General features: G+C 44.6%; 27 protein-coding genes. 10 read left to right on the top strand and 17 right to left on the bottom strand.

Going from position 1 to position 26,543, the window contains the following annotated elements; all coding sequences use genetic code 11:
* The first annotated feature begins 72 nt into the window (after positions 1-72).
* Both PP181_RS03395 and PP181_RS03390 read left to right on the top strand, forming a co-directional pair.
* On the top strand, positions 73-522 hold the full coding sequence (locus tag PP181_RS03395) for a 6-pyruvoyl trahydropterin synthase family protein (RefSeq protein WP_154917840.1): 450 nt from the start codon (positions 73-75) through the stop codon (positions 520-522).
* Positions 523-560: 38 nt separating this feature from the next.
* Positions 561-1,316, top strand: a complete 756-nt coding sequence (locus tag PP181_RS03390) for a UDP-2,3-diacylglucosamine diphosphatase (RefSeq protein ID WP_154918522.1) — start codon at positions 561-563, stop codon at positions 1,314-1,316.
* A 20-nt stretch (positions 1,317-1,336) separates the two neighbouring features.
* On the opposite strand, the gene PP181_RS03385 is transcribed toward PP181_RS03390, so the two are convergent.
* The 4 genes from PP181_RS03385 to PP181_RS03370 are packed head-to-tail and all read right to left on the bottom strand — an operon-like array spanning position 1,337 to position 5,178.
* Positions 1,337-2,605: an MFS transporter gene (locus PP181_RS03385; protein ID WP_154917839.1), complete on the bottom strand. Its 1,269-nt coding sequence runs from the start codon at positions 2,603-2,605 to the stop codon at positions 1,337-1,339.
* Positions 2,606-2,612: 7 nt separating this feature from the next.
* Positions 2,613-4,301 (bottom strand): single-stranded-DNA-specific exonuclease RecJ, encoded by a 1,689-nt coding sequence (gene recJ, locus PP181_RS03380; protein WP_272635978.1) that lies wholly within the window; start codon positions 4,299-4,301, stop codon positions 2,613-2,615.
* 35 nt (positions 4,302-4,336) lie between these two features.
* Positions 4,337-4,708, bottom strand: coding sequence for a four helix bundle protein (locus PP181_RS03375; RefSeq protein WP_272635977.1), 372 nt, complete (start codon positions 4,706-4,708; stop codon positions 4,337-4,339).
* A 41-nt stretch (positions 4,709-4,749) separates the two neighbouring features.
* Positions 4,750-5,178 carry an OsmC family protein gene (locus PP181_RS03370; RefSeq protein WP_154917836.1) on the bottom strand — a complete coding sequence of 143 codons (429 nt, stop codon included), beginning with the start codon at positions 5,176-5,178 and terminating at the stop codon, positions 4,750-4,752.
* Positions 5,179-5,236: 58 nt separating this feature from the next.
* Between PP181_RS03370 and PP181_RS03365 the strand changes: the two genes are divergently transcribed.
* Entirely contained in the window at positions 5,237-5,839 is a 603-nt protein-coding gene (locus PP181_RS03365; protein ID WP_272635976.1) for a carboxymuconolactone decarboxylase family protein, read from the top strand.
* 88 nt (positions 5,840-5,927) lie between these two features.
* Here the strand turns inward: PP181_RS03365 and PP181_RS03360 are convergent, their stop codons facing one another.
* The 7 genes from PP181_RS03360 to PP181_RS03330 form a co-directional block, all read right to left on the bottom strand.
* Complete coding sequence (locus PP181_RS03360) at positions 5,928-7,055, bottom strand: DUF819 family protein (protein ID WP_154917834.1); 1,128 nt, start codon at positions 7,053-7,055, stop codon at positions 5,928-5,930.
* Between the two features lie 26 nt (positions 7,056-7,081).
* Positions 7,082-8,059 carry a transporter gene (locus tag PP181_RS03355; protein ID WP_154917833.1) on the bottom strand — a complete coding sequence of 326 codons (978 nt, stop codon included), beginning with the start codon at positions 8,057-8,059 and terminating at the stop codon, positions 7,082-7,084.
* A 2-nt stretch (positions 8,060-8,061) separates the two neighbouring features.
* Positions 8,062-9,105: a cytochrome-c peroxidase gene (locus tag PP181_RS03350; protein ID WP_272635975.1), complete on the bottom strand. Its 1,044-nt coding sequence runs from the start codon at positions 9,103-9,105 to the stop codon at positions 8,062-8,064.
* 52 nt (positions 9,106-9,157) lie between these two features.
* Positions 9,158-9,958 carry an MbnP family protein gene (locus PP181_RS03345; RefSeq protein WP_272635974.1) on the bottom strand — a complete coding sequence of 267 codons (801 nt, stop codon included), beginning with the start codon at positions 9,956-9,958 and terminating at the stop codon, positions 9,158-9,160.
* Between the two features lie 161 nt (positions 9,959-10,119).
* Positions 10,120-10,494 carry a hypothetical protein gene (locus tag PP181_RS03340; protein WP_272635973.1) on the bottom strand — a complete coding sequence of 125 codons (375 nt, stop codon included), beginning with the start codon at positions 10,492-10,494 and terminating at the stop codon, positions 10,120-10,122.
* 111 nt (positions 10,495-10,605) lie between these two features.
* On the bottom strand, positions 10,606-11,277 hold the full coding sequence (rsmI, locus tag PP181_RS03335; protein ID WP_154917829.1) for a 16S rRNA (cytidine(1402)-2'-O)-methyltransferase: 672 nt from the start codon (positions 11,275-11,277) through the stop codon (positions 10,606-10,608).
* A gap of 63 nt (positions 11,278-11,340) precedes the next feature.
* On the bottom strand, positions 11,341-12,024 hold the full coding sequence (locus PP181_RS03330) for a hypothetical protein (protein ID WP_154917828.1): 684 nt from the start codon (positions 12,022-12,024) through the stop codon (positions 11,341-11,343).
* A 106-nt stretch (positions 12,025-12,130) separates the two neighbouring features.
* Here PP181_RS03330 and PP181_RS03325 point away from each other — a divergent pair, with 106 nt between their 5' ends.
* The 7 genes from PP181_RS03325 to arfB all read left to right on the top strand — a co-directional run bounded on the left by PP181_RS03325 (position 12,131) and on the right by arfB (position 19,578).
* Complete coding sequence (locus PP181_RS03325) at positions 12,131-12,775, top strand: thymidine kinase (protein WP_154917827.1); 645 nt, start codon at positions 12,131-12,133, stop codon at positions 12,773-12,775.
* A complete protein-coding gene (gene alr / locus PP181_RS03320; protein ID WP_272635972.1) occupies positions 12,768-13,874 on the top strand; it encodes an alanine racemase in 1,107 nt (368 codons plus the stop codon). The genes PP181_RS03325 and alr overlap by 8 nt, the downstream gene beginning before the upstream one ends.
* Positions 13,875-13,952: 78 nt before the next feature.
* Positions 13,953-14,360, top strand: a complete 408-nt coding sequence (mscL, locus tag PP181_RS03315; protein WP_272635971.1) for a large conductance mechanosensitive channel protein MscL — start codon at positions 13,953-13,955, stop codon at positions 14,358-14,360.
* Between the two features lie 286 nt (positions 14,361-14,646).
* Positions 14,647-15,636 (top strand): aspartate-semialdehyde dehydrogenase, encoded by a 990-nt coding sequence (locus PP181_RS03310; RefSeq protein WP_272635970.1) that lies wholly within the window; start codon positions 14,647-14,649, stop codon positions 15,634-15,636.
* A gap of 89 nt (positions 15,637-15,725) precedes the next feature.
* Positions 15,726-17,882, top strand: coding sequence for a prolyl oligopeptidase family serine peptidase (locus PP181_RS03305; protein ID WP_272635969.1), 2,157 nt, complete (start codon positions 15,726-15,728; stop codon positions 17,880-17,882).
* An 83-nt stretch (positions 17,883-17,965) separates the two neighbouring features.
* Complete coding sequence (locus tag PP181_RS03300; RefSeq protein ID WP_272635968.1) at positions 17,966-18,955, top strand: ABC transporter ATP-binding protein; 990 nt, start codon at positions 17,966-17,968, stop codon at positions 18,953-18,955.
* A gap of 221 nt (positions 18,956-19,176) precedes the next feature.
* Positions 19,177-19,578 carry an alternative ribosome rescue aminoacyl-tRNA hydrolase ArfB gene (arfB, locus tag PP181_RS03295; RefSeq protein WP_272635967.1) on the top strand — a complete coding sequence of 134 codons (402 nt, stop codon included), beginning with the start codon at positions 19,177-19,179 and terminating at the stop codon, positions 19,576-19,578.
* Positions 19,579-19,620: 42 nt separating this feature from the next.
* Here arfB and PP181_RS03290 read toward each other — a convergent pair whose 3' ends face one another.
* The 6 genes from PP181_RS03290 to PP181_RS03265 form a co-directional block, all read right to left on the bottom strand.
* Complete coding sequence (locus PP181_RS03290) at positions 19,621-20,949, bottom strand: GntP family permease (protein WP_272635966.1); 1,329 nt, start codon at positions 20,947-20,949, stop codon at positions 19,621-19,623.
* A 1-nt stretch (position 20,950) separates the two neighbouring features.
* Positions 20,951-22,672, bottom strand: a complete 1,722-nt coding sequence (locus tag PP181_RS03285) for an IlvD/Edd family dehydratase (RefSeq protein ID WP_272635965.1) — start codon at positions 22,670-22,672, stop codon at positions 20,951-20,953.
* A 59-nt stretch (positions 22,673-22,731) separates the two neighbouring features.
* Positions 22,732-23,127: a 3-oxoacyl-ACP synthase gene (locus PP181_RS03280; protein WP_154917820.1), complete on the bottom strand. Its 396-nt coding sequence runs from the start codon at positions 23,125-23,127 to the stop codon at positions 22,732-22,734.
* Positions 23,128-23,170: 43 nt separating this feature from the next.
* Positions 23,171-23,767 (bottom strand): hypothetical protein, encoded by a 597-nt coding sequence (locus PP181_RS03275; protein ID WP_272635964.1) that lies wholly within the window; start codon positions 23,765-23,767, stop codon positions 23,171-23,173.
* Positions 23,768-23,936: 169 nt separating this feature from the next.
* On the bottom strand, positions 23,937-25,049 hold the full coding sequence (locus PP181_RS03270; protein ID WP_272636205.1) for an NAD(P)/FAD-dependent oxidoreductase: 1,113 nt from the start codon (positions 25,047-25,049) through the stop codon (positions 23,937-23,939).
* Entirely contained in the window at positions 25,046-26,437 is a 1,392-nt protein-coding gene (locus PP181_RS03265; RefSeq protein ID WP_272635963.1) for an alpha/beta hydrolase family protein, read from the bottom strand. Before PP181_RS03265 ends, PP181_RS03270 begins: the two co-directional genes overlap by 4 nt.
* Between the last annotated feature and the right edge of the window lie 106 nt (positions 26,438-26,543).

Here is a 26,543-nt window from a genome sequence, read left to right as displayed (position 1 = left end):
AAGCCGACAAATGTAATTCTAAAACAGATTGGTTTTACAAATTGAATACCTTTGTACAATCAATGAATTCTTATGGGAACTATTAGGATCACCAAACAGTTCAATTTTGAGACCGGCCATGCGCTGTATGGCTACGACGGCAAATGCCGAAACGTACATGGGCATAGCTATAAACTTTCGGTTACCGTAATTGGAAAACCCATTACGGATACCTCCCATGTAAAACTGGGAATGGTCATTGATTTTGGCGACTTAAAAAAAATTGTCAAAGAGGAAATCGTGGACAAATTTGACCACGCCACGGTATTCAACAAAAATACGCCCCATGTGGATCTTGCCAAAGAGCTTACGGAAAGAGGACATAACGTAATTTTGGCGGACTATCAGCCTACGAGCGAAAATATGGTCATAGACTTTGCCAAAAAAATCAAGGCGAGACTTCCTAAAAATATTGAATTGTTTTCCCTAAAACTACAGGAAACGGAAACCTCCTTTGCGGAATGGTATGCCAGTGATAATTAAGGCACAAACATTTCCTATCTTTATCCATCATGACCACTATACATCTTCCCGAGGGCAAAAAGGTATACTTTGCAAGCGATAATCATTTGGGTGCGCCCAATGCGGGTTCGAGTTTCCCCAGGGAACAAAAATTCGTAAGGTGGTTGGATGAAATCAAAGCCGATGCGGGATCCATTTTTCTTTTGGGCGACCTCTTCGATTTTTGGTTCGAATATAAAACCGTAGTGCCCAGGGGGTTTACCAGAACCTTGGGAAAACTGGCCGAGCTATCGGATGCTGGAATTCCCATTTATTATTTTGTAGGCAATCATGACCTATGGATGAACGGCTATTTTGAGGAAGAACTGAATATTCCAGTGTATCATGCACCCAAACAATACCAGATAAACGAGGTTTCATTTTTTATAGGACATGGTGATGGCCTAGGCCCTCATGACAAAGGGTACAAACGCATGAAAAAGGTGTTTACCAATCCAGTGGCCAAATGGTTCTTTAGATGGCTCCATCCCGATTTGGGCGTGAAGGTCGCGCAGTACTTTTCCGTCAAGAACAAATTGATATCGGGAGATGATGATGCCAAATTTTTAGGGGAGGATACGGAATGGCTGGTACAGTATGCCAAACGTAAACTAGAGAATCAGCACTACGACCATTTTATATTCGGACATCGGCATTTACCTTTGGAAATCGACCTCAACGAAAAATCAAAATATACCAATATTGGGGATTGGGTTACCTATTTTACCTATGCCGTTTTTGATGGGAAGAAACTAGAATTAAAAAAATACTCTTAACCTTTTTAAAAGGATCAACTTCATTCCTTTTCATGATCTTCGATATCCTTGGAAAGGTCCAATCTTCTAAAGGATGGCCATGCCAGAGCTGTTAGCCCAACGGTTAGGATAGTCATACTTCCACCAAAAATAACGGCCGTAACCGTTCCCATAAGTTTTGCCGTAACACCACTTTCAAAAGCGCCCAATTCGTTGGAAGAGCCCACGAACATAGAGTTTACCGATGCAACCCTACCCCGCATATTGTCCGGTGTCTTTAATTGTAGGATGGTCTGGCGAATGATCATGGACACTCCGTCAACGGCACCGCTCACAAATAGTGCTAGGACCGATAGCCAAAAATACGTGGACATACCAAAAACGATGATACAGACCCCAAACCCAAAAACGGCCCAAAGCAGTTTTTTTCCTGCATTTTTATGCAAAGGAAAGCGGGTAGACCCCAACATGGTAATGGACGCGCCAACGGCTGGGGCGGCCCTGAGAATCCCAAAACCTTCAGAACCTACGTGTAAAATATCCTGGGCAAAAACAGGTAAAAGGGCAACGGCCCCTCCAAAGAGTACCGCGATCATATCCAAGGTAAGGGCGCCCAAAATAGCCTTGGTATCGAACACGAACTTTAAACCCTCCTTTAAGCTTTGAAAGACCGGTTCCCCAATTTTGGGGTTCATGATCGGTTTTCGTGGTATTTGGAACAAGGTAATCAATGCCAATACCGAAAATCCAAAAATGACGCACATGGACCAATGTACCCCAATAAAACTAATGGAAAATCCTGCCAGTGCCGGACCTAAAACCGAAGCCAATTGCCAGGTAGAGCTGCTCCACGTGGCCGCATTCGGATAAATTTTCTTGGGCACGATAAGCGCGATTAAGGAAAAAATCGTAGGTCCCAAAAAAGCCCGTACCAGACCTCCCAAAAAAACAAGGGCGTAGATTCCATACAAAATGGTCTTTGTTTCCCAAGTGTCTTCCAAACCGGGCCAACTCAACAAAAATAGACCGAAACTAATCACCGAAAAGCCCAAAATACATCTCACCAAAAGGTTCCGTTTTTCTTTCTGGTCCACGATATGTCCCGCAAAAAGGGCCATCCCCACGGCCGGGATGACCTCCATCAAACCAATGATTCCCAAGGACAATGGGTCCTTTGTTAAGGTATACACTTGCCATTCGATTACGATGAACTGCATGGACCAAGCAAAGACCATGGCAAAGCGCACCAATAAAAAAATATTGAATTCCCTAAATCGCAGGGCCGCGTACGGATCAATCTTTTTGGTCATGCATTCGCTATTTTATATCCCTGATTTTTAGCTGAAGACTGATGTTTCCCTGCCACTCATTTTCATCGATTGAGAATACGGCATCAAAGGGATTCCTACTGGTAACCCTGCCAAGTTTATTCCCAAGATTGAACCCAATGCCGTCAATCCTGTGGCTATCCTCCTGGGTAACTGATACCTTTAAATGGGCATCTTCCTGCCCTACGGTTCTGGCATAGCCCGTATCCACTAGATTTTGGGCCATAAAAACCGGAGCCATATTACCCGGTCCAAAAGGTGCGAATTGGCGGATAATCCGTAATAATTTTGGGGTAATGTCCTTAAGTTCGATTATGCAGTCGACCAGGATTTCAGGAGTTAAGAGGGCAGGATCTATGGTTTCTTTGACCACCTTTTCAAACTGCTCCTTGAATGCCTGATACTGTTCCTCCAATAAGGTGAGTCCGGCGGCATATTTATGGCCACCGAATTGCTCGATACAATCCGAACAACGTTCCAAGGCATTATACACATCAAAACCCTTTACCGATCGGGCGGAAGCAGCCAATTTATCCCCGCTTTTGGTAAAGACAAGCGTTGGTCTATAATAGGTTTCCGTCAATCTGGAGGCCACGATACCAATAACACCCTTATGCCAGTGCTCTTGAAACACAACCGATGTGAATCGGTCCTCCTCCTTGTTGTCCTGAATCTGAAGAAGGGCTTCCTGGGTAATTTCCTGGTCCAATCCTTTTCTATCGGAATTATATTTCTCTATTTCCGAAGCAAACCTCATAGCTTTGGAAATATCCGTTTCGGTGAGTAGGTTTACGGCATGTTGGCCGTGTTCCATTCTACCGGCGGCATTGATGCGGGGCGCGATGATAAACACAACATCGGTGATGGTCAGGGTCGATTTTTTAAGTTGTTGTATGATGGCCCTGAACCCGGCCCTAGGATTCTGGTTGATAACCTGTAGGCCAAAAAATGCCAAGATTCGATTCTCTCCGGTTATCGGAACGATATCGGCCGCAATGGCAGTTGCCACTAAATCAAGGTAGTACAACAAATCATCTATAGTTTCACCTCGTCGAGAACCTAAAGCATGAACCAGCTTAAACCCCACACCACAACCGCAGAGTTCATCATAGGGATAGTTACAATCCTCCCGCTTGGGGTCCAGAACGGCAACGGCAGCGGGCAAAACCGAATCCGGACGGTGGTGGTCACAGATAATAAAATCGATTCCCTTATCCTTGGCGTACCCAACTTTCTCCACTGCCTTGATACCACAGTCCAAGGCGATGATAAGGCTAAACCCATTGTCCTCGGCAAAGTCGATTCCCTTGTAGGACACCCCATAACCCTCATCATATCTATCTGGGATATAGGTGGCCACATTGGGATAATACGAAAGTAAATAGGAAGATACTAGGGCTACGGCCGTGGTTCCATCCACATCGTAATCGCCATAAACCAGGATATTTTCATTTTCGGCTATGGCCATTTCGATTCGGGCTACCGCCAAATCCATGTCCTTCATCAAAAAAGGATTGTGCAATTCCTCCAATTGTGGCCGAAAGAATTTTTTGGCCTCCTCAAAGGTCGAAATATCCCGCTGAAGCAGTAAATGGGCCACGATTTTTTCCACACCCAAGGCATTGGCCAATCGCTCAATCTCAACTTGTTCCGGTCTAGGTTTTATCGTCCAGCGCATTTTCTAAAGCTCAAGTTCAAACTCAAATATCAAGTTCAAAGGGTATCTTGTCCTTGTTTTTTGTTCTTGATAATAGTAGCAATAATTCTTACAAGTTGTTCTACTTCGTTCAACAATTTATTTGGCATAGAGCTGTCCACATAGTTCACCCGGTCCAAGATTTTTAAATTTACCCTGGATTCTTTTAATTCTTTTAGAGTAATCGAGACCTTGTTGATATAATCTTTATCTGAGTTTGCGCCCTGTGCTTCGCCAAAATTCAATGCAGAACTACCACCAGATCTCAACAGTTGGTTACCATAATAATGACCTGTCATATCTGAGGGCATATCTCTGCAGAAGAAAACGATATCCGCTGCAAAATTTACAAGTCTTTCTTCTAAATCAAATTTCCTCTCGGGATTCATCGCTATTCCTTTGAACTTGAACTTGACGCTTGAATTTGAATTTAACTATTGTGAAATATAGTTTTAATATCCAATACAGCAAATCTTCTAAACATCTCCATTACCCCGCAATATTTCTCTACCGATAGATCTACGGCGCGTTGTAGCTTTTTTTCATCAAGATTGGGGCCGTGAAAATGGTATTCAATAACGACCTTGTCATAGTATTTGGGATGTTCGTCCGTAAGGTTGGCGATGGTTTCGATATGAAAATCGGTTACCTCCAGTTTCATTTTTTTGATAAGCGCGGCAACATCCAAGCCCGAACATCCCGCCAATCCGGATAGCATCAACGCTTTGGGTCTTACACCGCTGCCGTCGCCACCGTCTTCCTTGGCGATGTCAATCCGTATCGTTTGCCCTGAAGGATTATTGCTCTCAAAGGCCATGTTACCCAACCATTTGGTGGTAATGTGATTTGTTGTACCCATAATTTTTTGTTTCTTGTGGACTACAAAAATACCATAATTAACCTCCAAAAAATAGCCTATGGCACTTGTAAATCCTTTGGACCCCAGCCACGACCCCGAAACAAAAAAATTGGCCGAATTCTTCAACGAGACTTTGGGCTTTTGCCCTAATTCCGTATTGACCATGCAGCACCGGCCTGCCATATCCAAAGCCTTTATCAATCTCAACAAAGCTGTCATGGCCAATGAGGGAAGGGTCACTTCGGCATTAAAAAGAATGATTGCCTGGGTAAGTAGTAACGCTACGGGATGCCGCTATTGCCAGGCCCATGCCATTCGGGCCGCCGAACGTTATGGCGCAGAACAGGAGCAACTGGACAATATTTGGGAATACCGTACCCATCCAGCTTTCTCCGATGCGGAAAGGGCCGCATTGGATTTTTCACTGCAAGCCTCCCAAGTACCCAATGCCGTGGATGCCGAAATAAAAGCACGACTGTACAACTATTGGGACGAAGGCGAAATTGTGGAAATGCTAGGGGTAATTTCCCTATTCGGTTACCTAAACCGATGGAACGACTCCATGGGAACTTCCATTGAGGATGGAGCGGTACAAAGTGCCGACCAATATTTAGGCAAACATGGTTGGGAGAAAGGGAAGCATGATGGCTCTCTGTATTAGTTAAAAGTTTATGGTTGTTGGTAAAAAAGTGATTTTTCTGTCACTTCGAGCGCAGTCGAGAAGTAATTTGTTTTTAAAACCTGCTCATTTACACCACAAAAGCCCTAAACAACCAAATCGTCAACATTCCCCAAAAGGTACCGGTTGCCATACTTAAAATGGCCAACACTATGGCATGGGGCATCCACTTGAGGTTATAGGCCGCCGTAACCGCCGGAGCCGTGGCAATTCCGCCTACATTGGCCATACTGGCGATAGGCACCCAGGCCATGTTTACGTTCAGCAATTTGGCCACCAAGACCATAAAAATAAAATGTCCCAAAAGCCACACGCATAAAAACCCGAAAAAAGGTAGGTTGAAGCCCAACGTGGCAATCTGCAATTTCAATCCCAAAACCGCCATCACCACAATAATTAAGATTCCCCCTGCCTTTAGGGCGAATCCAAAGTTCCATTTCGGTATAAAATTGCTCAATCCCAACCCTACAAACGAAAGTAGCACCACTTTTACAATGAAGCTGTCAATAAGGTAATTGCTAAAAACCACAATGATCAAAAGCACCAAGGCACATAACCATGGATTCCATTTGCTTCCCTTTTCCAAACGGATATCCTCTGGAATGGCAACATCCGATACCCTAAACCACTTATTTAATATTTCACTCTTTTTGATGGTCTGGAACATCAAAATCGTCCAGACATTCACCAAAATATTGTCCATCACCAAAACCGTCAAAAAGATATTCTCCGGGCATTCCACCAACTCCTTTAATACGAGCTGACTCGTACTTCCCCCGATCCAACTGCCCACAATGGGCGGAATGCCCATCCAATAGTTTTCCGTTACCAAGGTCTTTGAAATCAACTCGGATTCTGAAAAAAGTAGCATAAGGACTATCGGGAAAACCGCTATAAAAAAAGAGCCCGCCAGAAAAACCAATATCGGCTTATACCCTATGGACTTCAACTGACCCAAGGACAAACTACTCATCACGGCGATAATGGCCAAGGGAATAAAGTAATCCCGGCTGAAATTATGGATTTCGGCCTGGGAATAGTCTACGTTGAAAACATACGAAATAAGGGCAGGGATAATATAGGCCAACAAAATGGCCGGTACCCAATCGAACAAAGATTTTATATGCCTATTTTCCCATCGGTCCAAAAAATAAACCGCAATCACGGTAAAACCGGAAATAACCCATGGTACCCACATGGGTTCAATTTAAGCTAAATTTTATTTCAAATGTTAAAATTGAGATATAGCATTACCCGATTTTTCACTTCTACCTTCCCATTGTTCAAATTTTGGGCTATGGGCAGCATACTTGAAATTCCCAAGGCAAACCTATTGTAATTGGCCTCGAGCCCCAATCGGCCAAAGTAAACGTCCCCGCCCGTATCGTTAACCAAAAGTCCAAATTCCTTGTTTTTTTCAAAAAATTCAGCCCCAAGACCCAATTGTGGTGTAAACGACCAACTATCCGATAGGTAATAGGTCTTAAAAGTATTAACGGCCAGGTTCCATTGATTCCCAAATAGGTATGAGACACTATTTTCCGTTTTTATGGTATAGTTTACAAGCGCGGAAATTCCCCAATTTCTGTGGGTAAGCCCATAGTTGGCCGCTAAAATATAGTCCCAGCTACCTGTTCCCAACTGAAAACTAGGATTAACACTGCCCTCCAAATTTTCTTCCTTAAAACTTCCCGTGGGTGCTTTGACCCCTCCTCCCAATTGCAATATATGCTTGGGCTTAATGGAAATTATACTATCAGGAAGGGGGGCGATCAATTGGTAGTAGGCAAGTACGGTTGCATCGCCGATACCGCTGATTGTTTGTTCCGAGTTATCCGAAAACCTTCGGTTGTGCGAATGAAAGGGAATCAACGTATTGACCAAAACCCTCTTTCCTATGGGGAAATTCCCCCAGACCTGCACGGTGTTGAAATTTTCGTTTATCCAAGGTGAATTGGCAAAAATACCATCGCGCGACCGATATTTCTGACCAATGTACCGTAACCCTATAAAGTTATTGTTCAACCCGGTCCCAAACCCCATACTACCACCATTACCGCCACATCCACAGGTGTCACAAAAATCCTCGAACATGGTACCTGCCCAGATACATGGATCGGTATTGGTACCGTTTATTGATTCGTTGGCCCGCAAAAAGGAAGCAACGACCAAGAACAAAAGAAAGCTTATGTATTTTTTCATTATCAATATTCAGAAAATCGTTTATCGTTGATAAAAGTGTCGTCCGTTAAAGTTTGTAAGAAGGCCAAGAGTCCTTCCTTTTCCTCATCATCCAATGGAATACCCAGTTCTTCCCCATTTCTCAAAGTCTCGTCCAAGGTTGGGGAATCTACCATGCCCCGGGTATAAAAATTAAGAACGGATTCCAAGCTGCCAAACCTACCATCGTGCATATAGGGCGCCGTTAGGGCAACATTCCTGAGGCTAGGAACCTTAAACTTGTAATTGTCACTTGCCTTGCCACTGACCTCCGCCCTTCCCAAATCGTTCAAGGAAGGATTTGGGGGCAGACCGTTGTTCCTAAAACTACTATCGGTGAATAAATCCGTGGCGTGGCACGATGCACATTTTTCATTAAATACATCCAAACCATACGCCTCTTTTTCAGTGAACTGTACACCATCTTCCCCTCTTATGTATTTATCATATTTGGAATTGGAAGAAATCATCATGACCATAAATTGGGACAGCGCCTTTAATAAATTCTCGGTACTAACGCCACCCTCCTCAAAGGCGGCCTCAAAGGCCCTTTGATATTCACGGTCGGCTTGAATCTTTGTCATGACCCCAGTCATGGTCTCGCCCATTTCAACTTCATTGGTAATAGGGATAATGGGAAAGAGGTCCAAGTGGGACGTGGCACCGTCCCAAGAAAACTCATTCAAAAAGGCCATGTTCGCTACTGAAGGTGTATTCCTTGTGCCCGATAAATCGTTCACCCCGTGACTAAACTGATGCCCGTGATGGGTAAAGGCAAAACGTTGTTCATGGCAAAATCCGCAGGAAATAAATCCGTTGGAGGAAAGTTTGCCATCATAAAACAATTTTTTACCCAGTTCAAAACCGAATTTTGTTGGCGGGTTGCTTTCAATGTCGTAGACCATTTCCGGAAAGTTTTTGGGAACAGTGAACGCCAATAGTTCGTTTTCTGCAAAGCTGGCATATTCGTCATCATTGGAGCAGGACATAAAAACGCCCAGCATCAAAATGCTATATAAAAATTTCATCCTTACTTTTTTAGTGAAGAAAGTTGGGCTGCCGAAACAGCCCAATTCCATATTAGTGTGTGTCACCAGTACCATTATGCACATGGTCCACCGTAAACATGCCCGACACATTCGCCGCCACTTTTGGGGATTTTTCCTCACTTACCATGATAACGGCCTGTTCGGAGAGGGAAAGTTTATTGGCCCCGTCCAAAATGGCATTCGCATCTGCCACCAAATGGATTATTGGGGTCATTTCATCACTTACCAAAGCTTCCGTTCCCAAATTCAAGGTAACTTCCTTGTAGTTGTCCAAACTTGAGCCATGACTGCCCATATGCACCTTGAAATTAGTTGGCTCAGTTACGGATTGGGAAGTAAAGGTTCCTTCAAAGTTCAAGAATTTATATCCTGCCTGCCACGCCCACATCATATTGGTCTCCTCGGCTTTGGCCAGGAATGTCCCTTGACCATCGGCACCTTGAAGGTATTTCTCTTGGTCCACACCTATCCCAAACGTTACGGAGACATATCTGCCGGCGGGTACATTGGTCAAAGAGATTTCGGTCTCACCCGTTTCCTCGCTAGTAATAAAATAACTGTCGTCCTTGGGGTATGTAAATGTTTCCCCCATATCATTGGTCAATGTAAAATTGCTTACAATGTAATTGAGTCTTGAAATAGTCAAAACTTCATTTTGTGAATTCGTATAGGAGGAAGTCCCTAACAACAGATCATCAGAACCAACGCTGTTGTCGAATGTTAGTTTAACGGTTCCTTCTCCGCTCAGTTCTTCCATATTATCGTCATCGTTACAAGCCATGAATAGGCACAATGAAAAAACCGCGGGTAAAAGTTTATATATAGATTTCATACTAGTTTAAATAATGGGTATACACTATCCCTGCAGTGTTCATACCCTTGTGAATTGAATATATTTATTGATTTCCCAAATCGTATAATCGATAGGGATAGACGTACATAACATTACACTTTCACTATTAAATGAAAATGTACGTTGTAGTTAATTCTTATTTAAACTATAGTATTTGGTGGGTGGAAAATGGAAGCGTTGTGTTTACCTTGATAAAGGTTCTTCCAGGAAATAATAGTTTTTTTGGAATTTATATTTGTAACGAAGCCGTACTCAAGAATATCAACGAAACCGATTGGATACTCCCTTAAGTCTACCGAAGGAACATCTTGGTGTTGCTTTTCCTTCTGCTGTTCCTTGATCATTTTGGCCAAGTAACATTTACCATCACAATTAAGCATGGGCTTGTCCTTGTTGATACAAAGAACCTCGGCAATATAATCTTGGTTATATAGATACTCCAATACGGGCATTACCGGCTTTACCATGGCCATAAAGTATAGTAAGGTAAAAAGTAATGACAGATTTTTTCTCATTTCTGAATTTCGCCGCCAAGATACACAGTCCTACTGGAAAATTATAGCTTATGGCAAGAATTAACAATCACGAAATGATATCGCTTCATTCAAATGTTAAGAAGGAAATACTTACTTTTTCCCCCCAACCACAATCACTATCTCTCCTTTTGGAGGCTTTTCGGTGTAATGCTTTAGTACTTCCTCGGCGGTGCCACGGATGGTTTCCTCGTACATTTTGGTAAGTTCCCTAGAAACGGAAACGGGCCTGTCCACACCAAAATATTCCACAAAATTGGCCAAGGTCTTTAGCAGTTTATGCGGGGATTCGTAAAAAATCATCGTTCTGGTTTCTTCGGACAAAAAAGTCAGTCGGGTCTGTCTTCCTTTTTTAACTGGCAAAAAACCTTCAAAAACAAATTTATCATTGGGCAGGCCACTGTTAACCAAGGCGGGTACAAAGGCCGTGGCCCCGGGCAGGCATTCCACTTCCACACCCGCTTCCACACAGGCGCGGGTCAATAAAAACCCAGGATCGGAAATGGCGGGCGTCCCCGCATCTGAAATCAAGGCAATTGTAGTACCTGCCTGGATGCGATCCACAAGTCCGGATACGGTTTTATGTTCATTATGCATATGATGGCTCTGCATGGGCGTAGATACCTCCAAATGTTGTAAAAGCTTTCCACTGGTACGGGTATCTTCGGCCAAAATCAAATCGGCCTCCTTTAAGACCCGAATGGCCCTTAAGGTGATATCCTCCAAATTGCCAATGGGCGTAGGCACAATATATAGTTTTCCCATGGTTACAAAAGTAAAGACCCAACACCAAGTGCTGGGCCTTATTGCTATAAAAATACCGTCGCTTTATAAAAATCTACGTTCTATGAGTTCCATAAACCGCATCTCATACTCTTCCTTTCCTTCCCAATTATCATAATCCGGTTTTACCATATTCTTAATGAATGATACGGAACGCTCATGGCTGTCGATGGTACTCAATTGGGACAATACCCTATTGTAATCCTCTGCACTGCCGTTAAAAAGATGTTTTATAAAACCGAGCCTGTTGTTAAGATCTACTTGAAGTTCCCTTGTTGCCAATCGCTCGTTCAAGGATTTAGGGGTCTCCTGTTTTTTGGAAGTTGGCGGGGGCATGAACAACTCCTTGTCGTTCTTCATCAAATCCGGTTTGGACATGAACTCCGTCAAGACTTCTTCCAAATTTTCAGAATTGGGCATTTCTGAAACCATATCCTTTATGGTTTCCATACCCGGTGTCATGATATCCTCCTCATGTGGATTGCTTTCGGGAACAGAGGTATTGGCGCGCATCACGGCATTCGCCATTTTCTCGAACTTTTCGGCAATGATGTTTTTGGAAACGTCCACCTGAATGTCGTTCAGTTCCTCTTCTATAAACTTGAGTACCGCAATCTTCTCGTAAAGTTTCTTGGCAGCTTCGTACAAGTCCGTAATATCATTTATCTCCCTGGAAGTAATGATGTCCGTGGACATTTTAATCAAATCTGCCCTTAATTTTTCCTTCATAACTACAAATTAGTTTATTCCGCGCGAAAGCCGCTCCTTTTTTTAATAACTTTAAGATTCTATAAATAGAACGGAAAAACCCCATATTTTCGTTTAAAAATACAAAATGTTTCTCGAAAATACCGTTAATCACCAGGAACAATTCGGCTGGATAGAAGTCATTGCCGGGTCCATGTTTTCGGGCAAGACCGAGGAATTGATACGCAGGCTAAAACGGGCACAGTTCGCCAAACTCAAAGTGGAGATCTTTAAGCCCATGGTGGATACCCGATACGATGACGATATGGTGGTTTCCCATGATGCTAACGAAATACGCTCCACGCCGGTACCGGCAGCCGCGAACATTCGTATTTTGGCCGACACTTGCGATGTTATTGGCATAGACGAGGCACAGTTTTTTGATGATGAAATCGTTACCGTTTGCAACGACCTTGCCAATAAAGGGGTTCGGGTAATCGTTGCTGGGTTGGACATGGACTTCAAGGGCAACCCATTTGGACCAATGCCGGCGCTTATGGCCACGGCAGAATATGTGACCAAAGTACATGCCATCTGTACGAGAACCGGGAATTTGGCCAATTACAGCTTTCGAAAATCCAACAACGACAAGCTTGTCCTGTTAGGTGAAACGAACGAATATGAACCCCTAAGCCGTGGTGCCTTTTACAAGGCCATGTTAAAGGAAAAAGTGAAGCATATGAAGGTAGATTCTGTGGAAATCGAAAATCCCAATAGAAAACCAAATGCCTAAGGCCCTGGAGACCGTTCTGGAAATAGACTTGAAGTCCCTGGAACATAATTATCGTTTTCTTCGGTCCAAATTAAATCCGGGCACCAAATTTCTTTCGGTCGTCAAGGCCTTTGCCTATGGTAGCGATGCGGACCAAATTGCCTTGAAACTACAGGAACTGGGAACCGACTATTTTGCCGTGGCCTATGTAAAAGAAGGCGTTGCCCTGCGTAAAGCTGGGATTACGAAACCCATTTTGGTACTCCATCCCCAACCCGTTAATTTAGAAACCCTCATCGAGTTCCAGTTGGAACCCAGTATGTATTCCTTTGGGATCCTGAACCAATTCACTGCGTTATTGAATCGGAAAAAAATCAATCGATATCCGGTACATATCAAGTTCAATACCGGATTGAACCGATTGGGATTTGCGGAAAAAGACGTTGAATCCCTTTTGGAGCTATTGGGAAATAAGGATACTTTGAAAATTGTTTCCCTATTTTCCCATTTAGCCGCCACCGAAGACCCTAAGGAAGAAGCGTTCACCAGAAAGCAGATTGCCAAATTTGAAAAAATAAGTGTTGAAGTAACCAATCGGTTAAAAATTCAACCCATAAGGCATATTCTCAACACTTCTGGAATCCTGAATTATCAGGAAGCACAATACGATATGGTACGAAGCGGAATAGGCTTGTACGGTTATGGAAATGAAGCTAAATATGACGCGGAACTGAAACCCATCGCAACCCTAAAAACCATCATTTCCCAAATCCATCACCTAAATCCCAATGATACCGTAGGCTACAATAGGGCCTATGTTTCAGGGTCGTCCAGGGTCTCTGCCACTCTGCCCATTGGCCATGCAGATGGTATTGGAAGACAATATGGCAAGGGCAAAACCTTTGTGTTGGTCAACGGTCAAATGGCGCCAATTATTGGAAACGTCTGTATGGATATGATCATGATCGATATTACGGATATCCCCAGTAAGGAAGGGGATGAGGTGATTCTATATGGCCCTGAGCTATCCGCCCATGAAGTGGCAAAAACCGCGAACACCATTTCCTATGAGTTGATTACAGGGATTTCACAACGGGTAAGAAGAATATATTCCAGTTAAAATTTGATTTATTTCACATTTTATTAAGAATTATTTTTTCTTACATTGCATCCCTATAAACCAATAAAACACTAAATCATGCTAAAAGAATTTAAGAATTTTATTATGACCGGAAATGTCATTGACCTGGCAGTTGCGGTAATTCTGGCCGGGGCCGTTGGTCTGGTAGTTAATGGATTTGTTTCCGATATAATGATGCCGATTGTAGGACACTTTGCCGGTGGTCTGGACTTTGCCGATATGAAAATCGTATTGGACGAAGCCGTTGTAGGTACCGATGGAGAGGTTACAAAACCAGAAAATGCCATTATGTACGGAAAATGGGTCAACGCCATCATCAACTTGATTACCGTAGGCTTTGTACTGTTCATGATTGTTAAGGCTTATAACAAGACCAAAAAGAAAGAGGAGCCCGCTCCAGAAGCACCAAAAGGCCCAACAGCCGAGGAGTTGCTTATGGAAATTAGGGACGCCTTGAAAAAGTAAATTATCCCTTTACAGGATAAACCGCTGCACCGCAGTCTAACTTTAAAAACCGCCAACATTGCTTCGCTAGCAGTTTGGCGGTATTTTTTTATCCGATAGTCAGATTTAAAAACACTCTAAAAGCTAGGGAGACAATCAAATTAGGATTTTACAAGGTTGGATTATAGGTTTTGCACAAAATGTTGTTTTTATAACTTTTTGTTATATTTTAATTATTAATTCCGAATTCCCTTGTCCAAGTTAGGGTAATACCTATTTTTGCGCGAGAATTTTAAAATTTAGAATTATGAAGGTAGCTGTAGTTGGCGCCACGGGCATGGTAGGTGAGGTGATGTTGAAGGTATTGGCCGAACGCAATTTTCCCATTAGTGAACTTTTGTTGGTCGCCTCGGAACGATCTGTAGGCAAAAAAATGCCCTATAAAGGTGAGGAATACTCCATTGTTGGATTGGCTGATGCCGTGGCGGCCAAGCCGCACATCGCCATTTTCTCCGCAGGTGGGGATACCTCATTGGAATGGGCACCAAAATTCGCGGAAGCTGGAACGACCGTTGTTGACAACTCATCCGCTTGGCGTATGGACCCGGATAAAAAATTAGTGGTTCCGGAAATCAATGCCAATGTTTTAACTAGCAATGACAAAATAATTGCCAACCCCAACTGTTCTACCATACAATTGGTCATGGCACTGGCACCGCTTCACAAAAAATATAAAATGAGACGGGTCATCGTTTCTACCTATCAATCGGTTTCCGGTACGGGGGTGAAAGCCGTCCGACAATTGGAGAACGAAATCGCAGGGGTTACCGGCGAAATGGCGTACCCGTATCCCATTGGAAGAAATGCCCTTCCCCATTGTGATGTATTCCTAGAAAACGGGTATACCAAAGAGGAAATGAAGTTGGCCAGAGAGCCGCAGAAAATATTGGATGACAGAACCTTTTCGGTTACTGCGACCGCCGTACGGATTCCAACTTCCGGAGGACATTCAGAATCCGTCAATGTGGAGTTCCACAATGATTTCGATTTGAACGAAGTCCGACAAATCCTAAACGACACGCCAGGCGTTACGGTCCAGGACAACCCGGACACCAACACCTACCCCATGCCCATCTACGCACATGATAAGGACGAGGTTTTCGTGGGAAGGATTCGTAGGGACGAAACAAATCCCAACACTTTAAACATGTGGATCGTTGCGGACAACCTTAGAAAGGGAGCGGCCACGAATGCGGTCCAAATTGCGGAATATTTGGTGGAGAAAGGTTTGGTTTAAACCCACCCTAAAGAATGTTAAAACCTTCAAAACACGCCTGTTTTGGAGGTTTTTTTGTGGTATTTTTAATCCGACTAATTTTAAAAACCATGCGAAAGATCCTTTTCTTTTCCTGCGCTGCCCTAGCTTTGCAAGCCTGCAGGACAGAAACAAAAAAAGAACCGATTGTTGTGAACTATCCTGAAACTGCCAAAGTCGACACCGTAGACACCTATTTTGGAACCGAGGTTAAAGACCCGTTCCGTTGGTTGGAGGATGACCGAAGTCCGGAAACCGAAGCTTGGGTCAAAAAACAGAACGAGACCACCTTTGGGTATTTGGAAAACATCCCTTACAGAAACGACCTAAAAAAACGGTTGGAAAAACTTTGGAACTATGAAAAAGTAAGTGCCCCATTTAGGGAAGGCGACTATACGTACTTCTATAAAAATAATGGGCTACAGAACCAATATGTGGTCTATAGGAAAAAAGGGGATGCCGAAGCCGAGGTGTTCCTGGATCCCAATACCTTTTCGGAGGACGGTACCACCTCCTTGGCCGGACTGGAGTTTACCAAGGACGGATCCCTGGCAGCCTACCTTATCTCGGAAGGGGGAAGTGATTGGCGCAAGGCCATCGTGCTGCGTACGGAAACCAAGGAGGTTGTTGAGGATACTTTGGTCGATATCAAGTTCAGCGGAATTTCATGGAAAGGAAATGATGGATTTTATTATTCCAGTTACGATAAGCCCGAAGGCAGTGAGCTTTCCGCCAAAACGGACCAACACAAGGTCTACTACCATAAATTGGGAACCCCACAATCGCAGGACGAACTGATTTATGGCGGTATCCCTACGGAAAAACACCGCTATGTTGGGGCCAGTGTTACCGAAGACGAAAAATACCTGGTCATTTCAGCATCTATTTCCACCTCCGGAAACAAATTGTTCATTCGCGATTTACAGGACCCCAACGGACTCCTGATCCCCATTGTGGATGATACGGATTCTGACAATTACATCATTGAGAATGTAGGTTCCAAACTCTACATCGTAACCAATAGAAATGCACCCAATCAAAAAATCGTTACCGTGGATGCCAAAAATCCTTCCCCGGAGAATTGGGAGGATTTTATTCCCGAAACGGAAAATGTATTGAGTCCCAATACGGGAGGCGGCTACTTCTTTGCCGAGTATATGGTAGATGCCATATCCAAAGTATTTCAGTACGATTACGAGGGAAATTTGGTGCGAGAGGTACAGCTTCCGGGTGTGGGAAGCGCCAGTGGTTTTGGCGGGAAAAAAGACGAAAAGGAATTCTATTTTTCCTTTACCAATTATAACACTCCCGGTTCGTCCTATAAATACAATGTAGACACCGGGGAGTACGAGCAATATTGGAAACCGGAAATCGATTTCGATCCAGATGATTATGAATCCAAACAAGTTTTCTACGCTTCCAAGGACGGGACCAAAATCCCTATGATCATCACCCATAAAAAAGGCATCGAATTGAACGGAAAAAACCCCGCCATTCTTTACGGCTATGGCGGTTTTAATGTAAGTCTTACCCCATCGTTCAGTATCGTAAATGCCGTTTGGATGGAACAGGGCGGTGTGTATGCCGTTCCCAACTTACGAGGTGGTGGGGAATATGGCAAGAAATGGCACAATGCGGGTATCAAGACCAAAAAACAAAATGTGTTTGACGACTTCATCGCCGCTGCGGAATACCTCATCGAAAACCAATATACCTCCAAGGAATATCTGGCCATCCGCGGGGGTTCCAATGGCGGACTTTTAGTAGGTGCCACCATGACCCAGCGTCCTGATTTGATGCAAGTGGCCCTGCCTGCCGTAGGTGTCATGGATATGCTTCGCTATCACACGTTTACCGCCGGAGCCGGTTGGGCCTATGACTATGGTACTTCGGAGGAAAGTGAGGAAATGTTCAACTATCTCAAGGGCTACTCCCCCGTTCATAATGTAAAGGAAGGAACGGCGTATCCTGCAACCTTGGTCACTACGGGCGACCATGATGACCGCGTGGTGCCTGCCCACAGCTTTAAGTTTGCCGCGGAGCTACAGGAAAAACAGGCCGGGGACAATCCAACCTTGATTAGAATCGAGACCAATGCCGGCCACGGTGCGGGAACTCCTGTGAGTAAGACCATAGAACAATATGCCGATATTTTTGGGTTTACCCTTTTCAATATGGGCTTTGAGGAACTGCCCAACCAATCCGTATTGAAGGAATTCAAGGAATAAGGGTTTAAATCAATAATTAAATGGAAAATCCGTTCTTATTTTAGGAACGGATTTTTTGTGCCCAACAGAACAGCACACTGGTTATGCTACGAATAGAAAATGTTTCTTTTGGTTATAATGCCGATACCGTACTGGAAAACATAGACCTTAGGGTCCAGCGCAGGGAACATGTGGCCCTCATAGGCGAAAGTGGCTGTGGAAAAAGTACGCTATTAAAAATCATCTATGGCCTGATGGATTTGGAACAGGGCCAGATCTTTTGGGAGGACGAACCTGTTCTGGGGCCGGCCTACAATTTGGTGCCGGGTGCCCCGTATATGAAATACTTGTCCCAGGATTTTGACCTGATGCCCTTTACGAACGTATCGGAAAATATCAGTCAATATCTTTCCGTTTTCTATCCGAAGGAATTAAAGGAGCGTACCCAGGAACTTTTGGAAATGATCGAGCTTACCGATTTTGCCGATACCAAAGTGAAAAACCTTAGCGGGGGGCAGCAACAGAGGGTAGCACTGGCGCGTGTATTGGCCCAAAAACCGGAAATTCTTCTCTTGGACGAACCTTTTAGCCATATAGACAACTTCTTGAAAAACAGCTTACGAAGAAACATTTTTAAATATTTAAGGGACCATGGTATTACCTGTATTGTGGCTACGCATGATTATCAGGATGTGCTCCCTTTTACGGACAGGGTAGTGGTACTAAAGGACAAGACCGTTTTGGCCAAAGGAAAACCCATGGACCTGTATACAAACCCTAAAAGCCTATATATTGCCTCCCTGTTTGGCGAGGCCAACAGTATTTCTATCGATGTGCTAAAATCCTACGCCAACACCAAGCGAAAAATCATCGTCTATGCCCATGAGTTCAGGATTTCTGAAAATTCCGGCATCACTGTTTTCGCCAAAGAATCGTATCCTATGGGCCCTTATTATTTGATCGAAGGAGCATCCGAAGAAGGGGATACCCTATTCTTTCACTCCCCCTATCCCTTGGAACCGGAACAGAAAGTGTATCTCAACGTTTCCATCGAAACCATAAATCAACGATTGCAAGGAGGAACGACAGTTTAACGATAAAATAGGGAAATGGGCCAATTCTCAGCAAAATTTTGCCCTTCCATAAACTAATCCGCACTTTGGACCGTTATTGGGTTCATTTACAATTAATACGAATTATGAAAAGAGTACATCTTATCCTGACCCTAGTCGTTTTTACCTTACTACTAGCGCCCCTTTTTATCAACTAAGAACGCACTCCCAGGTAGTTTCTTACCTTTGTTCAAAACAACTGATTGGACAAGGAAGGAATTTTAAAGGAACTACAATTCAAGGCCATCCGCAGTAGCGGGCCAGGCGGACAACATGCCAATAAGGTGTCCTCCAAGGTGGAGCTGACCTTTGATGTAGTAAATTCATCGGTTCTTTCCGAAACCGAGAAAACACGTATTTCCAAAAAATTGGCTTCCAAATTGACGAATGAAGGGGCCTTGTTATTGCAATGTGACGAATCCCGCAGTCAGCATAAGAACAAGGATCTGGCCGTTGAGCGGTTTTTTGCACTTTTGGAAGCCGCACTTAAAGTTCCCAAAAAACGAAAAGCCAGTAAGCCCTCCAAATCGGCCATAGAAAAGCGGTTGAAGTCCAAGAAAGCCAATGCCGAAAAAAAAGCGAATCGGTCCAAACCGGAATTATAGAAGAACAGCTCTCTTCCTTTGAAGGAGCGGTCTTATTGGATGTTACGCAAACAGCGTATACAAAACAAAAACGGCCAACGCCCCGGTTAAGCCAAGTATACCGCTTCCCAAGCTAAACAATCGATAGCCATTTTTTACGTTCATCCCGCTCATTTGGGTAACCACCCAGAAAAAACTGTCGTTGGCATGGGAGACCACGGCCGACCCGGCACCAATAACGATCACCACCAGAGCCTTCTGTATTTCCGTTTCAAAACCTAGGGACGACATCATGGGAAAAATAATCGAGGCCGAGGTCACCAATGCCACGGTTGAGGAGCCCTGCGCCGATTTTATGGCAGCGGCAATGACAAAGGGCAGAAAAATACCCAGATTATATCCGCTGAGCAAATCGCCCAAGGTTTCGGCAATACCGGAATTTTGAAGAATCTTTCCAAAAATACCGCCCGCTCCTGTTATCAAGATGATAGATGCCGCATCCATAATGGCCTTACCGATCCATCCCGAGGAGGAGACCATATCGTACTCCAGTTTTTTCGGCAATAGTAAACACAGAAAAACACCTATAAGCAAAGCAATAACCGGCTCCCCGACAAAATTCAGGAAGTCGACAAAACCATTATCGATTCCTGTTCGTTCCGGGTTCAATATCGATCGTAAAACGATCAGTAAAATGGGTATAATGATGGGAATGGACGATTTCAAGGCACTTGGCTGTTCCTTGTATATCCTTTCAGAATCCGCACCCCCGATCAAGTCGGGTTCAATATAGGTTTTGGAGGCATACTTCGATGCAAATACGAGCCCTGCAATCAAAGCAATGATACTCACCGGAAAGCCAAAGGCAATGACCAAGCCCAAATCGGCCCCCAAAATACCTGCCGCCGCTATGGGACCCGGTGTTGGTGGCACCATGGTATGCGATGCCATAAGTCCCAATCCCAAGGCAATGGCCGGACCTGCAATGGAAATTTTTGCTTTTTTGGAAAGACTTTTGGATAATGGGTGCAACAATAGAAATCCACTATCCGCGAAAACGGGAATGGAAACAATATAGCCCAAGACACCCATGGCCGTGATGATTCTTTTTTTGCCGATGAACTTTAAGACCTTTTCGGCAATGGCAAAGGCCCCTCCAGTATTTTCCAAAAAAGCTCCGATGATCACGCCTAGGACAATGATCAGTCCAATTTTCCCCAGCGTGCCCCCAAAACCATCGTTTATGGACATAATGATATCTGAATAGGACATGCCAGAAAATAGACCGTAGGCCAAGGAAACTATTAAGAGGGCCATAAAGGCATGGACCTTCAATCGGGTCGTTAGGAAAATGATGGCCACAATGGCCAAAAGCAAATAAATCAGTACCATATCAGTGTAAATCCCGTTCTACCTTGGATCCTGAGCCACCTACCAAAAAGTCCAAATCGGCACCCAAATCGGCCTGCTCAACATGGTCAATATATAGTTTCACGTACCCCCTATCTGCCACAGGTTTTGGTGGAATCCATGCTTTCTTCCGTTTCGCTAATTCGGCATCGTCAATATCCAAATGCAAGGTTCTTTTGTGTACATCCAGTTCTATCCAATCCCCGTTCTGTACCACGGCCAACGTTCCTCCCACCGTTGATTCCGGTGAAACATGAAGTACGACGGTTCCGGCTGCAGTACCGCTCATGCGTCCATCGGAAATACGGACCATGTCCGTAATGCCCTTGGCTAACAATTTTTTAGGAAGGTCCACATTCCCTACTTCGGGCATGCCGGGATAGCCTTTGGGGCCCACTCCTTTCAAAACAATGACGCTGTTCTCGTCGATATCCAAATTAGGGTCATCGATACGTTCGTGGTAATCTTCCATCGTTTCAAAGACCACGGCCTTCCCCCTATGCTTCATCAGTTTGGGCGAAGCAGCCGAAGGTTTGATCACCGCGCCATTCTCACAAAGATTTCCTTTGAGTACGGCAATGCCCGATTTCTCCTGAAAAGGTTTTTCAAGCTTCGCAATAACATCGGTATCATAACAAATGGCGTCTTCATAATTTTTCGTCAGTGTTTTTCCGTTGACCGTAACCGTCTCCGGATGTAACAATGGCGTCAATTCCTTCATTACCACGGGGAGACCTCCGGCATAATAGAAATCCTCCATCAAGTATTTCCCGGAAGGTTTCATATTCACCAATAGTGGAATCTTGCTTCCAATGGAATCAAAATCCTCCAATTTTAAATCGACACCGATCCTGCGGGCTATGGCGGTAAGGTGAATTATCAAGTTAGTGGATCCTCCAACCGCTGCGTTCACAATGATGGCGTTTTCAAAGGCATTGCGCGTCAAGACTTTGGATAGGGTCAAATCCTCTTTTACCATCTCCACGATCCTGCGGCCAGAAAGTTGTGCATACGTTTTCTTTCTGGAATCCGCTGCGGGAATAGAGGAATACCCCGGAAGGGTCAATCCCAAGGCTTCGGTCATAGTGGCCATCGTTGATGCGGTACCCATCGTGTTACAGTGACCGATGCTTCGGGCCACACAGACTTCGGCTTCGCGAATATCGGCAGCTGAATATCCTTGGTTTTCCTGCCGTTCCTTAATCATCCAGTTCATTGATCCGGAACCTACCTTTTCTCCTCTAAAACGACCGCTTAACATGGGGCCGCCGGGTACTACAAGCGTGGGAAGATCCACACTGCAGGCTCCCATTATGGTGGACGGGGTGGTCTTGTCACAACCCGTCAACAGCACGATGCCATCCAAGGGATTGGCCCGGATGGATTCCTCTGTATCCATACTTGCCAAGTTGCGAAAGAGCATGGTTGTAGGTTTCATAATCGTTTCCCCTAGGGACATCACGGGAAACTCCATAGGCACGCCCCCAGCTTCCAAAATTCCCTTTTTGACCACTTCGGCGAAATCACGAAGGTGTCCATTACAAGGAGTTAATTCCGACCAGGTATTGCAAATACCAATGACGGGCCTACCCTCAAAATAATCATCGGGATATCCTTGGTTTCGCAACCAAGAACGGTGTACAAAACCCATTTTACCGTCATCCCCGAACCATTCAGAACTTCGAAGCTTTTTCTTTTTATCCATAGGAAAGTCGCAACAAATATTAATTTGTTGTCAAGATAGGCAAAAAATCCACGGATTATTTAGGATATCGATAAAACGGAAAAAGCGTTCCCGTTAAATAAAAAACTCTCCCCGGTAGTTTTTCCCAATAACAATTTGCCGATGGGTGTCGCCGGGGAAATACAGTAAATAGGAAGGCCTTCGGTAGTAATCGCCCCTGCGGAAATTGCAATAAAGTAATACCGATCTTCCGTTTCTACCAAGGCCCCTAAGCCTCCCATGGAGTTCAGGGAATCTGGCTGTACCCTATGGAGCAGTTCCTGCATTTTTTCACATTCGGCCAGTTGATTGCCCAGTTTTTCCCGTTCCAACTGCAACATGGCCCTTCCGGTTTCATGCTTGTCCCCGGCACTACTTTTGGTCTCAGAAGTCAAGGATTCCTGAACTTCCTGAATTTGCTTGGATATTCTGGACATACGATTGGATACAAATTCCTTGCAGTGTTCGTAGGCCCGTTTTTTAATTTCCCGATGCTTCTTCAACGTGATATAAATCGGCTAATTTATAAATCAGGAAGTTAATCATTTGGTCCGAACCTTTGCCCTCCTGCATCATTTCTTGGATGGCTTCCCTGTTTTCCCTTTTAAAATAATCCAAATCCCCGGATCGGTCGTCACTGAAGATATTCCAGGACCGTAAACCACTCAGCATGGCCCTGTGTGCCTGAAACTTGCGCTCAACCTCCTCCCTTTCCTTCTTTGAAAAATTTTCGGGGTTGTTCTGTATCTGTTTATATTCGGCAGTAATACGGGTGTCCAATTTCTCTGCTTCGGTAATGATTTTAAAGTAGGCCCTTGAAACAAGGGATTGATATTGGCTCTCGAAAGCCATTTCGTAATTTGTAGTAGATTCGTCCAAGACTTCCTCGTCATCCAAACTCGCGTAAAGTCCCACTGCAGGATCAACATCCTTGCCCTTTAGCGATTCCATCCAGGCCTGGGATTGTATCATCTCCCGCCAAACCTCATTATATCTGCGCTGATATTTGGTCTGGTTCACCGCACAGGACGAAAGCAGACAAACAAAAATTAATGCAATAAGGAAACTTCTTCCCATATAACGGAGTTCTCTTTTAAACATAAAAAAGCAAAAAGGTAGGAAGACATTATAAAGGCTTGGGGCACTTTATTCCCAGAAACGGGAACATGCAATATAGGAAGAAAATAGCATCTGCAATAGGGTGAGGGATAAGATGGATTAAAAATAGGTGTACGGTATATTTTTCTTAAAACAGGTCGCCCAATTGCCTTCCTACAGAGGTTCCAATGGCGATGCCCATACCTCCTAGGCGTACGCCACAGGCCACGTTTTCAGAAAGTGGTTTGATGATAGGCCGTTTTTGGGAACCTACGCCCATGATGCCGCTCCAACCATAATCGATCTCAACCTCTTGATGAGGCAAAATCACCGTTTGTAAGAGGTCTTTCAATTTATCCTGAACGACTTGTGTGGAACCGAATTCCGTTGTTTCCTCCATATTGAAATCGAGGTTTCTTCCGCCACCAAAGAGGATTCGGTTATCGATGTTACGGAAGTAATAATAGCCCTCATCAAAATGGAAGGTACCCTTGATGGCCAGACCTGGAATAGGCTTGGTGATGATTACTTGGGCTCGGGCGGGTTGTACTTCTTCGCGCAACAATTGTTGGGCAAAGCCGTTCGTGGCAGTCAAAAGTTTATTTGTTTTAAAGTCAAAATGTGCACAAGAAACCAAAACCGATCTTCCCAAATCTTCGATTTTTTTAACCTCGGTAGCATTCAAAATCTGTATTCCCGTTGTTTGTACTTTCTGAAGCAGGGACCGCATCATATTCCCCGTATTTATTTGCCCTTCCAGCCGATGGGTGATATAGTTCTCCTGGACACCTTTGAAACGAAACCTATTGTCCGAAACCTCAAAAGGAGCTTGTTTAAAAATAGGCCTCAGCAAGGCATTGATATACTCCAATTTATCCAAGCATTGTTCGTATAAGTCGGCATCCTTTTCCAAAAAAACTTCATGCCCCCCATACTTGAAATACCCGATGTTATCATCGCCCAAAAGTTCCCGAAGGGATTGGATACCCCAATAGCGCTGTTCCACCAAGGACAATAGTTCCTCCTCGGAATGGGATTTTAGGTCGGACAGGATTTCCGAAATACTTCCAAAACAAGCAAAACCGGCATTTTTGGTGCTGGCGCCCTGGGGCAAAACGCCCCGTTCCAAAACCAAAATGTTCGCTTTAGGATGTTTTTCGCGAAGTCGTAACGCGCAGGTCAGCCCTACGATTCCACTACCGATGATGGTGAAATCTACCTCGGACAGCCACGATTTTCGTTCCCAATAGCTCAGGTTCATGGCCGTACCTGTTTTTGGATCCATAACAGCATCGTATCAAGTGCTTCCGGGGCCAGGGTCTGGGAAATCTGCCCATATTCGGTTGGAGAACCCGTAGTACTTTCCTGGAACAAATGGTTCAGCGTTGGGAGTTCCTTGATGGTCACCTGCGTATTTCCTCCACCTTCCAAGGCTTCTTGGATAGCGGTCAGATTTTCCCGTGGGGGCACCTGTACGTCCATTTCCCCGTTAATGGCCAGTACAGGACATGCCACTTCCCCTAACGTACCCGCCGGGTCATAACGGATAAAATGCAGCCACCATGGATTCAGCAACTGATCTACCCGTAATTGGGCATACGTATCTACATCAACCCCTGGGGGTTTGCTTGGTCCCGGATGTTCTTTAAAGTATTTGGTAAGGTCCGCACTTAATTGCGTCAGGTCCGAGGATTCCTTGATCATGGAAAAGACGGTTCTATTGCCAGTTTCAATATCCATCAATAGGGTCTCGCTGAGGCCCGAAACCTTTCCCACAGCCCGCTGCTGTAACAACAGCAATTCGTCCCCGGGAATCCCTACGCCCGCCATGAGCACGATAAAGGCGATGTCCTTATCCCGACTCGCCACCATGGGCGCGATCATACCCCCTTCACTGTGGCCAATAAGTCCGATGTTATTTTTATCGATTTCCGTTCGGGTTCGTAAATAGGCCACGGCGGCTTCCACGTCTTCTGAAAAATCCTCACTGGTGGCCGATTCAAAATTCCCGGTGGAGAGGGCCGTACCACGGTCGTCATAGCGGAGGACGGCAATGCCGTTGCGGGTGAGGTAATCTGCCAAGACCAAAAAAGGCCGGTGCCCAAACAATTCCTCGTCCCTGTTTTGGGGTCCGCTCCCACTGATCAAGACCACCACGGGAAAAACACCTTCTTGTTTTGGCAGGCTCAAGGTCCCGGCCAGCTCTATATCCGCCTTTTCGTTTCTAAAGGTGACTTCTTCCGTGTAATAGGGATAAGGCTTTACAGGTTCTTGGGGGCGCAAAACCGTTTCTTTTTTTGCAGCTTCCCTGCTCAGTTCCAAGGGTAGGATTTGCCCAAATTGGTTAAAATCTCCCGTTATAGTGCCGGCCTCGTTTAAAGTACCTTCGTAGACAATCCCCAGATTGGGCATGTTTATTTTTAATACTTGATTTTCAAAAGACGTGGAAGTCACCGGAATATCCTTGGCTCCCTGATCCGGACTGTCCATAGTAGCGGTATAGCCCTCGCCTTCCTCCTGAATATGAAACACCACCCGTAATTGGATACCCTGAACTTGTAACCCCCCATGCCAATCTCCGGTGATGTCCTGCGCAGTTACCGTGAAGGCCGAAAGGAATAAAATAAGGACTGTGGGGAGGGTTTTCATATAGGAATGGACTTCTTGTTTAAAGATAATTAATTGCAAGGACTTCAAAATGGAAATTCTAAAGACAATAAATATTAAACGATACTAGCAATAGTTATTTAATTCT

Source organism: Maribacter sp. PR66 (assembly GCF_028464205.1).
GTDB lineage: Bacteria > Bacteroidota > Bacteroidia > Flavobacteriales > Flavobacteriaceae > Maribacter > Maribacter flavus.
This window is presented reverse-complemented; position numbering and strand designations above follow the sequence as displayed.

Coding starts and splice junctions, on each gene's coding strand:
- PP181_RS03300 (WP_272635968.1), top strand. CDS start 17,966: ATGCTACGAATAGAAAATGTTTCTTTTGGTTATAATGCCGATACCGTA.
- alr (WP_272635972.1), top strand. CDS start 12,768: ATGCCTAAGGCCCTGGAGACCGTTCTGGAAATAGACTTGAAGTCCCTG.
- recJ (WP_272635978.1), bottom strand. CDS start 4,301: ATGCGCTGGACGATAAAACCTAGACCGGAACAAGTTGAGATTGAGCGA.
- PP181_RS03360 (WP_154917834.1), bottom strand. CDS start 7,055: ATGTGGGTACCATGGGTTATTTCCGGTTTTACCGTGATTGCGGTTTAT.
- PP181_RS03285 (WP_272635965.1), bottom strand. CDS start 22,672: ATGGATAAAAAGAAAAAGCTTCGAAGTTCTGAATGGTTCGGGGATGAC.
- PP181_RS03345 (WP_272635974.1), bottom strand. CDS start 9,958: ATGAAATCTATATATAAACTTTTACCCGCGGTTTTTTCATTGTGCCTA.
- PP181_RS03310 (WP_272635970.1), top strand. CDS start 14,647: ATGAAGGTAGCTGTAGTTGGCGCCACGGGCATGGTAGGTGAGGTGATG.
- PP181_RS03340 (WP_272635973.1), bottom strand. CDS start 10,494: ATGAGAAAAAATCTGTCATTACTTTTTACCTTACTATACTTTATGGCC.
- mscL (WP_272635971.1), top strand. CDS start 13,953: ATGCTAAAAGAATTTAAGAATTTTATTATGACCGGAAATGTCATTGAC.
- PP181_RS03375 (WP_272635977.1), bottom strand. CDS start 4,708: ATGAATCCCGAGAGGAAATTTGATTTAGAAGAAAGACTTGTAAATTTT.
- rsmI (WP_154917829.1), bottom strand. CDS start 11,277: ATGGGAAAACTATATATTGTGCCTACGCCCATTGGCAATTTGGAGGAT.
- PP181_RS03265 (WP_272635963.1), bottom strand. CDS start 26,437: ATGAAAACCCTCCCCACAGTCCTTATTTTATTCCTTTCGGCCTTCACG.
- PP181_RS03280 (WP_154917820.1), bottom strand. CDS start 23,127: ATGTCCAGAATATCCAAGCAAATTCAGGAAGTTCAGGAATCCTTGACT.
- PP181_RS03330 (WP_154917828.1), bottom strand. CDS start 12,024: ATGAAGGAAAAATTAAGGGCAGATTTGATTAAAATGTCCACGGACATC.
- PP181_RS03270 (WP_272636205.1), bottom strand. CDS start 25,049: ATGAACCTGAGCTATTGGGAACGAAAATCGTGGCTGTCCGAGGTAGAT.
- PP181_RS03365 (WP_272635976.1), top strand. CDS start 5,237: ATGGCACTTGTAAATCCTTTGGACCCCAGCCACGACCCCGAAACAAAA.
- PP181_RS03290 (WP_272635966.1), bottom strand. CDS start 20,949: ATGGTACTGATTTATTTGCTTTTGGCCATTGTGGCCATCATTTTCCTA.
- PP181_RS03370 (WP_154917836.1), bottom strand. CDS start 5,178: ATGGGTACAACAAATCACATTACCACCAAATGGTTGGGTAACATGGCC.
- PP181_RS03355 (WP_154917833.1), bottom strand. CDS start 8,059: ATGAAAAAATACATAAGCTTTCTTTTGTTCTTGGTCGTTGCTTCCTTT.
- PP181_RS03325 (WP_154917827.1), top strand. CDS start 12,131: ATGTTTCTCGAAAATACCGTTAATCACCAGGAACAATTCGGCTGGATA.
- PP181_RS03305 (WP_272635969.1), top strand. CDS start 15,726: ATGCGAAAGATCCTTTTCTTTTCCTGCGCTGCCCTAGCTTTGCAAGCC.
- PP181_RS03395 (WP_154917840.1), top strand. CDS start 73: ATGGGAACTATTAGGATCACCAAACAGTTCAATTTTGAGACCGGCCAT.
- PP181_RS03385 (WP_154917839.1), bottom strand. CDS start 2,605: ATGACCAAAAAGATTGATCCGTACGCGGCCCTGCGATTTAGGGAATTC.
- PP181_RS03275 (WP_272635964.1), bottom strand. CDS start 23,767: ATGGGAAGAAGTTTCCTTATTGCATTAATTTTTGTTTGTCTGCTTTCG.
- PP181_RS03350 (WP_272635975.1), bottom strand. CDS start 9,105: ATGAAATTTTTATATAGCATTTTGATGCTGGGCGTTTTTATGTCCTGC.